The 11,271-nt window shown below is 35.0% G+C and carries 12 protein-coding genes and 1 pseudogene; 11 read left to right on the top strand and 2 right to left on the bottom strand.

Annotated features, from left to right (window positions below):
• The first annotated feature begins 63 nt into the window (after positions 1-63).
• Entirely contained in the window at positions 64-1,095 is a 1,032-nt protein-coding gene (locus Megvenef_RS04110; protein ID WP_322776722.1) for a YheC/YheD family protein, read from the top strand.
• 16 nt (positions 1,096-1,111) lie between these two features.
• Here the strand turns inward: Megvenef_RS04110 and Megvenef_RS04105 are convergent, their stop codons facing one another.
• On the bottom strand, positions 1,112-2,317 hold the full coding sequence (locus tag Megvenef_RS04105; RefSeq protein ID WP_322776721.1) for an MFS transporter: 1,206 nt from the start codon (positions 2,315-2,317) through the stop codon (positions 1,112-1,114).
• Between the two features lie 253 nt (positions 2,318-2,570).
• On the opposite strand from Megvenef_RS04105, the pseudogene Megvenef_RS04100 reads away from it, so the two are divergent.
• From Megvenef_RS04100 to Megvenef_RS04090, 3 genes and pseudogenes are all read left to right on the top strand, one after another.
• A pseudogene (locus Megvenef_RS04100) lies at positions 2,571-3,185 on the top strand (BON domain-containing protein); the annotation flags it as partial.
• A gap of 214 nt (positions 3,186-3,399) precedes the next feature.
• The gene (locus tag Megvenef_RS04095) at positions 3,400-3,963 is read left to right on the top strand and encodes a septal ring lytic transglycosylase RlpA family protein (protein WP_322776720.1); all 564 of its coding nucleotides are present in this window, start codon (positions 3,400-3,402) and stop codon (positions 3,961-3,963) included.
• 65 nt (positions 3,964-4,028) lie between these two features.
• On the top strand, positions 4,029-5,549 hold the full coding sequence (locus tag Megvenef_RS04090; RefSeq protein WP_322776719.1) for a carotenoid oxygenase family protein: 1,521 nt from the start codon (positions 4,029-4,031) through the stop codon (positions 5,547-5,549).
• A 28-nt stretch (positions 5,550-5,577) separates the two neighbouring features.
• Here the strand turns inward: Megvenef_RS04090 and Megvenef_RS04085 are convergent, their stop codons facing one another.
• Positions 5,578-5,811, bottom strand: a complete 234-nt coding sequence (locus tag Megvenef_RS04085; protein WP_322776718.1) for a BolA family protein — start codon at positions 5,809-5,811, stop codon at positions 5,578-5,580.
• A gap of 26 nt (positions 5,812-5,837) precedes the next feature.
• On the opposite strand from Megvenef_RS04085, the gene Megvenef_RS04080 reads away from it, so the two are divergent.
• From Megvenef_RS04080 to Megvenef_RS04050, 7 genes are all read left to right on the top strand, one after another.
• Positions 5,838-6,422: a nicotinate-nucleotide adenylyltransferase gene (locus tag Megvenef_RS04080; protein WP_322776717.1), complete on the top strand. Its 585-nt coding sequence runs from the start codon at positions 5,838-5,840 to the stop codon at positions 6,420-6,422.
• 15 nt (positions 6,423-6,437) lie between these two features.
• Positions 6,438-6,767: a ribosome silencing factor gene (rsfS, locus tag Megvenef_RS04075; RefSeq protein ID WP_322776716.1), complete on the top strand. Its 330-nt coding sequence runs from the start codon at positions 6,438-6,440 to the stop codon at positions 6,765-6,767.
• Between the two features lie 100 nt (positions 6,768-6,867).
• Positions 6,868-8,601, top strand: a complete 1,734-nt coding sequence (locus Megvenef_RS04070; protein ID WP_322776715.1) for a cation:proton antiporter domain-containing protein — start codon at positions 6,868-6,870, stop codon at positions 8,599-8,601.
• A 127-nt stretch (positions 8,602-8,728) separates the two neighbouring features.
• A complete protein-coding gene (locus Megvenef_RS04065) occupies positions 8,729-9,202 on the top strand; it encodes an SH3 domain-containing protein (protein ID WP_410519758.1) in 474 nt (157 codons plus the stop codon).
• A 70-nt stretch (positions 9,203-9,272) separates the two neighbouring features.
• Positions 9,273-9,860, top strand: coding sequence for a class I SAM-dependent methyltransferase (locus Megvenef_RS04060; protein ID WP_322776713.1), 588 nt, complete (start codon positions 9,273-9,275; stop codon positions 9,858-9,860).
• A gap of 268 nt (positions 9,861-10,128) precedes the next feature.
• Positions 10,129-10,581 carry a transposase gene (locus tag Megvenef_RS04055; protein ID WP_322776712.1) on the top strand — a complete coding sequence of 151 codons (453 nt, stop codon included), beginning with the start codon at positions 10,129-10,131 and terminating at the stop codon, positions 10,579-10,581.
• Between the two features lie 65 nt (positions 10,582-10,646).
• The coding region (locus Megvenef_RS04050; RefSeq protein WP_458693240.1) for a transposase family protein at positions 10,647-11,271 on the top strand (625 nt) is incomplete at its 3' end.

Here is an 11,271-nt window from a genome sequence, read left to right as displayed (position 1 = left end):
AAAAAATGAATGTGCGGTGATTTATTTTTGAAATTCTTGAAATTATATCAAAAATTTAGAGTTTTGACGGAGAGACTAACTACCCCAAAAGTAAACGGTGATTGGTCAGTAAGCTTGAGGTCGGCTCTTAAAAAGAGAGAAAGGAACTATAAAGATTTTTTGGGCTGGATTCAAAAATATCAAATTAAAATATACTCATCTTTTGAGTTTTCCAACCTTGTAAGTGATAAAAATAAGATTTCTTCCCTCGTTACTCAAATTGATGGAATTAAGCAGCCAGAAAGTGCTACTTTACAAAACATTGATAGTCAAGTTCCATTGTATTTAGAGAAATATTCCATGGTTTTTATTAAACCACAATATGGTTCTAAATCAGAAAGAATTATTGTTTTAAAAAAGAATCCAAATGGAATAAATTTTTATTATTACCCAACTAAATTTAACTCCCCAGGTCTCCGTGTACACAACACTTGTAGCACAATTCCTGAGGTGCTGAATATGGTTAAGCAATATGCTATCAATGAAACTTTTTTAATACAGCAAGGAATAGAGGTGCCACGTTACAAGAATTCGCCAGTCGAGTGTCGTGTTTTGATGGTTAGCGATGGGCTAAAATGGCATCCATTTCATATAATATATCTTGGTTTTCCAGATACTCATGTTTCAAACCAGCCGCATACAGATCATAACAGTGTCGATACCATTAAGGTGCTAACATCATTATATGGTGCAAAGGAAGCTGAAAAAATATTGAAGAGTTTATTGAGTTTATCTGCTGCGATTACTGAGCGTTTAGATAAAATGTATCCTGGTGCTGTACATGAAATGGCTTATGATTTTATTCTAGATCAAGAAAGAAATATATATTTTTTGGAAGTTAACACCAAGCAAGCGATGATAGCTCCAACTGCCAATTTAGTTAGTCCTATCTTCAATATACTTGCGGAGGAAAAAGATTCTTATGATAAATACCTAATTCCTCACGGTACTATATTAGGGCAGTTTTTGGAGCAAAGAATAACGGAAGCAAGAAATGAATATTTAAAAAATTACTCTCCTAACATTGAGCCCAAATCATCTATCTTTAGTCTGTAATATACTGTAACATTTGCTATAGTTTTGGCTTAGTATTTTTTGATTTTAGAGCCAAAAACCCGAAGCCTAATTGTCCTATAAAACAACATATAGGTATTATAGCAAGAGCATAAATGAAGTTATCGATAGTATATATTGCGCTTCCCATTTCATTGACTTCTCCATTCCAATTATTTTGAAGTGCATTACCAATAACTGAATGGAAAAAGTGACCAAAAGACATATTAATGCAATTTGTGACAGCAATAGCAAGTCCTGCGCTTGAGGCTTCAACTTGGCTGCTAACTACCGTAAACACTAGTACTTGATAGCAACAAAAAATTCCTAAGACAAACATGAGGATAGCGCTAGTAGTTAACGATAGCGGTGGGAGATAAAAGAGTATAAGGAAGACAATTATAGTAAAAGTTCCTGTTAGGAATATCATAAAATTGGCTGAGCGTATAAGGCCTGCAGCTAGTGCAAGAAGCGGACCACCGAAACACATCCCAATATAAACAAAAGATGTAATGGTTCGACTTTCGTTTTTGCTCATAGCAAAAATTTGACTAAAGAATGGTATCGCCCAGACGTCAGCAAACCCTTCTAGGGATCCCACCATCAGACCTCCAGAAATACCAATTAAAAGAATTTTAGGGTTTAATAATAGTTTGATAACGGAGCTAAATATATTATTTGTATCAGTATTTCTTACAGTATCCATCTTGCCAAAAAGAAGCATCATTCCCGCTAGTAAAAAAGCTGTTAAAGCAAGCGTGTTAAACGTATCGTTATAACCGAATTTATCAAATAATAATTGCATAGGTGTTGCGCCAAAAACAGCTCCTATTAAGCCAAAGGTAAATGAAAATCCTAGTAAAAGTGAGTGGTACTTTTCTTCAAAATGTGTTGTGGTGATTTTTGCAACTGACAGAAAGGCTACTCCAGAGCCCACGCCGATTAAAAATCGGCCTAATAGTAATAAATTCCAATTATCTGTGGTAACAAAAGTAAGAGTTCCAATGCCAGCTGTAGCTATTGCAATAGATGTTACAAATCTAAAGCTTAGACGATCAAGCATGATCCCAAGAGGAATTTGTGCCCCAGAGTAGCCAAGATAATAATAACCGGCTAGAGTGCCGAAGCTTGCGGCATCGACAGAAAATTTTTGAATAATATCTTCTCTAAGTATACCAGCAGAAAGCCTTAGAATGAATTGAAAAGCAAAGAATAAATTGGCCAAACACCAAAGGATTAGATACTTTTTTTGAAAAGTTTTGGTCATCGTTTGACTAATTCATAAAATTTGGAAATAGCCGCTGATAATACTAGTTTCCTTTGGATATTGTCAATATATTTAATTAGAGAAAACTAACGTACTCGAATAGAAAAGTATTAATCTCAAATACATTAGTAATTGCTAACAGATATTTATTTTGTATAATCACGACTGTGATTATTACTCAAACGAAGGTTTTGTAGCTATGACTCGAGAAATTACTGTCAAAATTTTTTATATATTATTTGCCTTCTCTTCATTAACTAGCTGTCTTCCTGCTGTTTTTACCGGGGCTGCTGGCTCGGCTATGGAATTTGCTAAAGACAGACCGGCTAATGAAACCCTTACTGATGCTAGAATATCGGCAGGAATAAAGGCAGAATTTATTAAAAAAGATTTCCGTTATTTATACACTAAAATTAAAATTGAAGTGGTGCAAGGACGTGTATTATTAACTGGCACAATTGATAAAGAGGAAGATGCTGTAAAAGCTGTAGAAATAGCATGGAATCAGAAAGATGTAACTGAGGTTATTAACGAGTTGAAAGTTGACAAAAATAGCCGACATTTTGATTTGTTGCAGTATACGCGCGATACAATGATTACTAGTCAGATTAAATCTAAGACATTCGTGAATCGTGATATAAAATTCGTAAACTATACTGTCATAACTATAAATGATGTTGTATATCTTTTTGGAATCGCACGGTCAGAAGAGGAATTAGAAAAGGTAGCAAATATTGCTTCTAATGTTTATGGGGTACAAAAAGTTGTTAGTCACGTGAAAATAAGTGACATGATTCAAACTGATAAATCTAAAGGGCGTGAGAAAGAAAAAGAAGTAAAAGAAGTAAGTGGCAAATTCATTGATGACGATAAGGTTACTGTTGTTGAGCCAGCTAGCGTTGAGCCAGTTGACGTGAAAGAAGATAACAATGTTAATCAGAGTGTGAAAGATGATTGGTAAAATTTTTATTTCGCAGAAATTTTTTACGTTTTTTATATTATTAGTCTCCTGTATTCTTCTTAGCGCCTGCCAGGGAGGTATGCAATACAAAAAATTATCTAAAGAGGATTCAAAAAATACAAAATACAAAGGGCATTATAAAGTTGGCAGTAAATACACAATAAAAAATACCACTTATAAACCAAAAGAAGTTAAGAGCTATACGCAAGTCGGTATGGCATCTTGGTATGGCAAGAAAAATGGATTTCACGGTAAAAAAACAGCGAATGGTGATGTTTATAACAAAAATACTCTGAGTGCAGCGCATAAAACACTGCCACTCCCTTCGTTGGTAAAAGTAACTAACCTTGAAAATAATAAGTCTGTTGTTGTTATGCTTAATGATCGTGGTCCCTACTCTGAGGGGAGAATAATAGATCTTTCTGAAAAAGCCGCAGAAATAATAGATATGAAAAGGAAGGGTACTGTAAAGGTTAAGGTACAGTACCTACCTACTGAAACAAAAAAATTCTTAACTACTATTGGACTTGAAAAGAAAAGTGGGGCAAAGACTAAGAGCTCGGTGCCTAATCGCAAATGTTCTGTGAATTGTCACGTTAAGTTAGTGAATTTACAGCACAAAATTAAAGTTGATAAGGGGTAAGGAATTTCAACGAACTGCAATTCTTTAAGATTATAAATGCTATTATAAAAATTAAGTAGGCTAATATGAATTCAGCGATAGTATCGAAGATCAAGTTTGTAGCAATTGTATTTTTTATTTTTACTCTGTATGGCTGCCACAAAAAAACGTCTAATATTCGTATTCAAGAATTAATCAACAAAGGGTCTTATAGTTACCAAAACTCTACTTATCCAAAAGATGCGAAGGAAGTAGATGACCCTATGGCTTTAAAAGTTACAGGGCATGTGCCGGACTGGCTTAAAGGTAAATTGTTCAGAAATGGTCCTGGGAAGTTTAGTATAGGGGATAAACGCCTTACTCATTGGTTTGATGGCTTCGCGCTTGTATCTTCTTTCGAATTTAAGAAAAATAAAATTTATTATCAGGCCGCTTTTCTAAAATCTGACCAACTGCTTGAAAGTATAGAACTTAACGATCTCAAACTTAGTGGATTTGGACAAAATTTAGGAGAGTCTCCAGCCAAGCATATTTCTCGTGACGGACAAAAGGTTAAAACAGCTAATGCTAATATCAACATTGAAAGGGTTGGAAAGCATTTAATTGCTTTTGGAGAAACACCTTTGCCAATTGAATTTGAACCATCTACCCTTAAGACAATTGGAATCTTTGATTACGATGATAATTTGAAGAAAGCAAAAATTTGGGAATCTGCTCATATGAAGCGTGATCCAGCCGACGGTGCGCTTTATAATTTTTATATCGATTATGGCAGAAAAAGTGCTTATGTAATTTATAAAATTGAGGATAACACAACTAGCAGAAAGTTATTAACACGGCATGAAGTTAGTGAGCCTAGTTACATGCATGATTTTTCAATTACTGAAAATTATATAATTCTAACTGCCTATCCTTTAGTAGTAAATCCGATAGACCTCCTTAATCCTAAATATAGTTTTATCGGAGCGCATAGATGGGAGCCTAGTCGTCTAACTACGGTCTACGTATTTGATAAAAAAACTGGTAAGCTTATTAGTGAGATAAATACCCAAGCTATGTTTGCTTTTCATCATATTAATGCTTTTGAAGGTAAAGACGGTCTAATTAATCTTTATTTAAGCGCGTCTGATAATGCTGATTTAGTTGTAAAGGTAGGAGAGACAGAAACAAAATATGGTCATGTTCAGTTACAAAAAATGGTAATTGATTTGAATAAATCTTCAATCGATATCGTTCGCTTATCCAAAGAGTCATATGAACTGCCTAGCATAAAAGAAAATCTAGTAGGGAGAGAAAATCAGTATTTTTATGCTGTTTGGTTTAACGCATTAGGTAACAAAAATGGTTCTGGTTTAGCGAAGTATGATATTAAAAATAACAAAACGAAGCATTGGTTACATGAAGGATTGTCTCCAGGCGAGCCGTTATTTGTTTCAAAACCTTCTGCAAAAAATGAGGATGATGGGGTGATTTTAAGTGTTGTTTATGACAAATCTAATAAAGAAGGCTTTTTAGTAATAATAGATGCTCATTCGATGAAAGAGTTGGCTCGGGCTAAGATGCCTCAAGCTTTGCCAATTGGATTTCATGGAAGATTTATAAAATAAAAAGTTTATTGAAAATTGAAAAAAAGTCCTAATTTTCTGCTTTTGTTTTGATGCTAATAGCATGCAGTTCCTTGACCAAAACTTCAGCCAAAGCTTCTTTGACAAGTCTGTGTTGTTTTATCAGTGGCAAGTCTTTAAAAACATTGCTGGTAATTTCAAGAGCATAATGGTCTTGATCCCCAGCTGTATCAGTGATTTTTATTTTCGCATTTGGAAAACTATTCTGTAGAATGGATTGGAGTTTAGTCTCTGAAATTGCCATACAGCTTTAAAGATAATTATTTTGATATGAAATCTAAGCATAAAATAGCCAAGTTGCAAGCATTAAATTTTATGCATGGCTTACCTTTGAAGGTAGGTGTGCTGGGTGGCACATTTGATCCTGCTCACGCTGGGCATTTGCTTATTTCTGAGCAAGCACTAAGGTTTCACCATTTTGATTTTGTCATTTGGTTGGTTGCTAACCAAAACCCAACAAAGCCTCTGATGCAGCGAGATATATTCATAAGGGCTCAGAATGCTCTTAAAGCAGCAATTCATCCTAAGATTATTGTTTCTACTGCTGAGTATGACTTAAATAGTTCTTATAGCTATGATTCAATGCGGCAGTTGATTGAGAGATATAAGTCCGTTAAATTTACTTGGTTGATGGGTATGGATAATGTTAGCAGTTTTAGAAAATGGTATCGAAGTTCAGATTTAGCCGAGTTATGTGATATTTTGATTTTTGATCGCCCATGCAATACACGATTGATTAATGTAGCTACAATAGGCTTAAAACCAAAAGCAAACCTTGCCAAAACGGAAAACAACAATATAATGATTCATAGAGGAAAATTGTGTGATCTGTCATCCACACAATTAAGAGATTGATGGAGTTCTATTTCAATGAATAATAACAGTGAAGATATAAAAGATTTTATATTAAAGTGCTTGGAAGAAAAGAAAGCGGAAAATGTTACTTGTATTTCGTTAAAGGGTGAAGTTCCGATAGCAGATTATATGATTTTTGCTAGCGGGCGTTCGGTAAAGAATATTAGAGCAATTGGCGAGCATGTAGCCCTTGAGTTAAAGCACGTATTGAAATGGAATGCTAGTGTGGAAGGTTTAGCTGGATCTGATTGGATTTTACTAGATGCAGGAGATGTTATTGTGCACTTATTTCATCCAGAAGCACGAGATAAGTTTAAAATTGAGGAACTATGGGAAAAGAGGTAGTTATTTAACATTATACCAATTAAAAAAATAAAACGTACAAAGTATATTTTGTATAAGCTAATTTGTTGTGTTGATTGGTATTACTTAAAGCGAAGGAATTATGGGAAATAATGTTCTAGTTATTGTTATAACTTTGATTGCCGCTGCAGTGTTTGTTGTGGCAATATTTAAAAAGCTAAAATTAAGCCCAGTGCTTGGATATTTAGTTGCTGGCGCGGTTATTGGTGATCACGGCTTAAAAGTTGTAACATATAATCAGACATCATTTCTTGGAGAACTAGGAGTAGTATTTCTTCTTTTTGCAATTGGTCTTGAGCTATCCATTGAAAGATTGAAAGCTATGAGGCGATATGTATTTGGACTTGGGTCTTTGCAAGTTTTAATTACTGGCTTAGTAATTGCTGCTGCCGTCGTACTTACTACCGGTGACACTAATTCAGCTATCATTATCTCAGGTGGCTTGGCTCTTTCGTCTACAGCCATTGTAATGCAAGTTATAAATGAAACAAAAAGTCAATCCATGCAGGTTGGTAGGGTGGCTCTGGCTATCTTATTATTGCAAGATTTTATTGTAGTTCCATTGCTGGTTATTGTGCCGCTTCTTGGTAGCGGTGGGGAATCAGTCGAATCACTCCCATACGTTCTTGGTCAATCTTTACTCAAAGCTGTATTTGCACTTGGTATTATCTTTGTGATAGGCAGGGTGCTGCTTCGTCCTTTATTTTCCTTTATCACACCAGATCATAGCGAAAGTAGTGAGCTTCCAATTGCTGTGACTCTGCTTGTAGTTTTAGCTGCTTCATGGAGTACAGAGCATTTTGGATTGTCACTTGCTCTAGGGGCGTTCGTATCAGGAGTTCTTGTTGCCGAAACTGATTTTAGGATAAAAGCTGAGGAGAGTATTTATCCATTTAAAAGCTTATTACTAGGGCTTTTCTTCATGAGTGTTGGTATGAAGATTGATGTAATGGAAATGTACAATCAATTGACTAATATTATTACGTTTAGTATAGCGTTAATTGTATTAAAAGCCTTGATTATTTCGGCTCTCTGTATTTTATTTGGTTTTAACAAAGGCGTTGCGATTCATGCCGGTCTACTTTTGTCGCAAGGTGGAGAGTTTGCGTTCATTCTCTTCGGCCTCGGTAAAGAGTATGGAGTTTTAGAAGAAGGCATTGCAAACTTATTGCTGCTAGTTGTTACGTGCTCGATGGCCTTGACGCCGTTGTTAGCAATTATTGGCCAAAAATTTGCTGAAAAATTTGAAAAAGGTTTAGGAAGGACGCCAAATCAAATTATTGAATATGGCGCTAGAGACTTGGCCAATCACGTTATTGTAGTTGGTTTTGGCAAGGTTGGTAAGATGGTAGCAAGAGTTCTGGAAGCAGAAGGAGTTAATTATATAGCTTTAGATATTAATGATGACGTAGTACGTGATGAAGTGGCTAATGGTTTGCCAGTATTCAAGGGAGATGCTTCGCAAGTTGGTACACTTAAGGCAATAGGTGGTGACAGAGCTTTAACTTTAGTAGTTACTATTAATAATGAGATTACTGTTAAAAAAATATGTAAAGTGGTGAGTGATAAGTTCGACCATCTTGAATTGATAATAAGATTAAAGGATTTGAAAAATTCTCACGAATTATATAATTTTGGTGTTAATACTATAATACCGCAAGATTATGAAACTGGTTTACAGCTTGGAAGTGCAGTATTAAAATCCGTAGGAATTAGTGAATATGAAGTAAGCCGTATTAAAGGACAATTTAGAGCTGGTAATTATGTAGTTGTAAAGCAAGATGAAACTTTACTTGAAATTGAAGAAGATGAATAGCTTTATACCAAGCCCTAAATTAAAAGGGATTACTAAATTTCAGAACATTGGGTTGAGCAAGTTAAAGCTATTAGGTGAGTACGATCCAAAACCCAGAAATTTTTTTGTCTTGTTTTTGAACTTTCATATTATTATACTCGTAGCGATAAGTTTTGTTTGTGTACATACTTCTCTTGCTGTTCCGAACAATTTCCCAGTGCCACGATTTGTAACGATAAAATTCAATGAGGTTAATGCAAGAACTGGGCCTGAGAATGATTGTCCAATAGAATGGGTATTTGTAAAAAAAAGCGAACCAGTAGAGGTTATTGCTGAATTTGGGCAATGGCGGAAGATTCGAGATATTAAAGGTGAAGGTGGATGGGTTCACTCGACTGTTATCGCTGGAAATAGGTCTGTAGTAGTGGTAGCAAAAAATCCTATCTTACTGTTAGGTTCCCCTGGAAAATATGAAAATGTTGTTGCTAAGCTTTTACCAGAAATCAGGTGCAGTTTAAACAAATGCCAAAAGGAATGGTGCCAAATTACTTGTAAGTCCTATAAAGGTTGGGTGGCTCGTAAGTTTTTATGGGGTGTATATCCTGAAGAGTTTGATTCCTAGTTAACCTGAGTTTGATATAAGAAGTGAATATTTTTGGTGAAAATCAGAAAGAAAATTTAGGAGCCAAACGGTGAATAATCAAGGGAAATCTTATGATAACATTGCACATGATTTTGCTAAAATGCGTGATTCTTTTAACACCGAGCAAAAATACCTAGATGCTTTAATAAATTATATTCCCGAAAAATCACACATCCTTGATATTGGTTGCGGCTCTGGGTTCCCTATTGCCGATTATTTAATTAAGAAAAATTTTCATGTTACCGGCATTGATGGGTCGCAAGAATTACTAGATATCGCTAAAAAGAAATGCCCCAAAATGCGAGGTTTGTATGGCGATGTTCGCACTACCACGTTCAATAAAACTGTTGATGCCATTGTTGAATGGTGGTGCCTTTTTCATCTTCCCAAATCAGACCATGAGCACATGATTGCGCGTTTCGCACAGTGGTTAAAGCCAGGTGGGATACTTGAGTTTACAAGCGGTGATAGTGAATATGAATGGGCTGATAGTAATATGCTCAACCAAGAGCTTCATTTTTACAGTCTAGCTCCTAATGTTTATGAACAGTATCTTAAAAAATATGGCTTTGAAATTCTTTTGAAAGAAAACGATCAAGAGCATCATCTTGTTTGGATAGCAAAAAAGAATGGTTAAACTGAACCATGGATAAGGAATAGAGTAATATAGTATGGTTTTACTGGTATGTGCTGTACACCGTCATCCTGAATTTACTTCAGGGTCTCATGAGATATAGGAAAGGTACTCAGCCTAATAGCATGCTAAACCCACTGAATTCGACATGAGGGTAGATAAGAAGATAGTCCATCCACCGAAACTCCCACAAGGCAACAAATATAAGGGTTGCAAGATAAAAAGCTTGGTCAAATCCATAAGAAAAAGGTAGAATAAGGGTATAAACCTTATGGATTTCGATAAAATGCCGATAGAGAATATTACAAGATCCCAAAAACAAGGTAAGCTTTTTGGGTATAAACTTTGCGAAGAATTAAATAGAAAAAATAAATTATATCAACTTCGAGAATTAATAAATTGGTCTGATTTAGAGAATAAATTATCTACAAAGATTAAAATTAGTAAATTTGGGAGGACAAAAAAATGCCCAAGAATTATGCTAGGCTTATCGATGTTGCAAGCAATGTATAATTTATCTGATGCTAAAACAGTTGAAGAATTTGAAGAAAATATATATTGGCAATATTTTTGTGGCTATGAATATTTAGAACAGAGCGCAACGGTATCGGAAACAGGGATTAGAAGATTCCGTAATACTCTTGGTGAAGATGGGTTTAATATAATTATGCAAGAGTTAATAAATATAAGCAGCAAAATTGGTTTGGTAAAAAAAAAGACTTAGAGGAAGTAATAATTGACACGACGGTTCAAATCAAGAACATAAAGCATCCTCATGACGTTCATTTAATGGAAAAGGCAAGATTAGAATTGGTAAATTTATGTTATGAGAATGGAATTTATTTAAATGAAACATATGCCAAAACTTTTAAAAAAGATACGCTCAAGCTCTGGAAATACAGGGAAGATAGCAAAGCTCGAAAGCGCAGCAAAATTATGAAAGGCTTAAAAATACGGCTTGGTAGGTTAATTAGAATATGCCAAAGAAGTTTGATTGCTAGCGAGATTGAGTTATCGATGGCAGAAAAAGAAGTTTTAAGTAAAGTCAAAAAAATACATGCCCAATCTGTTTTGAATAAAGTTCAAAAGAAAAAATACAAGGAAGAAAACGATGTACTATATAGTTTTCATGCCCCAGAAGTTGAATGTATAGGCAAAGGTAAATTACATAAACCGTATGAATTTGGTAATAAAGTGGCTATCGGAGTCAGCGGGCGAGGCAATTTTGTGTTGTGCGCAAAATCGTTTCATGGCAATCCATATGATGGCCATACTTTGCTACAAACTGCTGAGTCTGTAGAGAGTTTGACATCTATTCCTATCCAAAAAATGTTTGTAGACCTTGGCTACCGCGGCAGTAACATCAGCGAAAAAGGCAAAGTATATACGCCGTATACAAAGAAGAAACTAAGCA

Origin of the sequence: Candidatus Megaera venefica (assembly GCF_034554655.1) — a bacterium.
GTDB classification, from domain to species: domain Bacteria; phylum Pseudomonadota; class Alphaproteobacteria; order Rickettsiales; family Rickettsiaceae; genus Megaera_A; species Megaera_A venefica.
Note: the sequence above shows the minus strand (reverse complement) of the source record. Positions and strands in the feature narration are given on the sequence as shown.

What these genes read in the sequence shown, in the direction of transcription:
- Megvenef_RS04070 (WP_322776715.1), top strand. Translation starts at nt 6,868, where the DNA reads ATGGGAAATAATGTTCTAGTTATTGTTATAACTTTGATTGCCGCTGCA.
- Megvenef_RS04080 (WP_322776717.1), top strand. Translation starts at nt 5,838, where the DNA reads ATGAAATCTAAGCATAAAATAGCCAAGTTGCAAGCATTAAATTTTATG.
- rsfS (WP_322776716.1), top strand. Translation starts at nt 6,438, where the DNA reads ATGAATAATAACAGTGAAGATATAAAAGATTTTATATTAAAGTGCTTG.
- Megvenef_RS04090 (WP_322776719.1), top strand. Translation starts at nt 4,029, where the DNA reads ATGAATTCAGCGATAGTATCGAAGATCAAGTTTGTAGCAATTGTATTT.
- Megvenef_RS04095 (WP_322776720.1), top strand. Translation starts at nt 3,400, where the DNA reads ATGCAATACAAAAAATTATCTAAAGAGGATTCAAAAAATACAAAATAC.
- Megvenef_RS04055 (WP_322776712.1), top strand. Translation starts at nt 10,129, where the DNA reads ATGGATTTCGATAAAATGCCGATAGAGAATATTACAAGATCCCAAAAA.
- Megvenef_RS04085 (WP_322776718.1), bottom strand. Translation starts at nt 5,811, where the DNA reads ATGGCAATTTCAGAGACTAAACTCCAATCCATTCTACAGAATAGTTTT.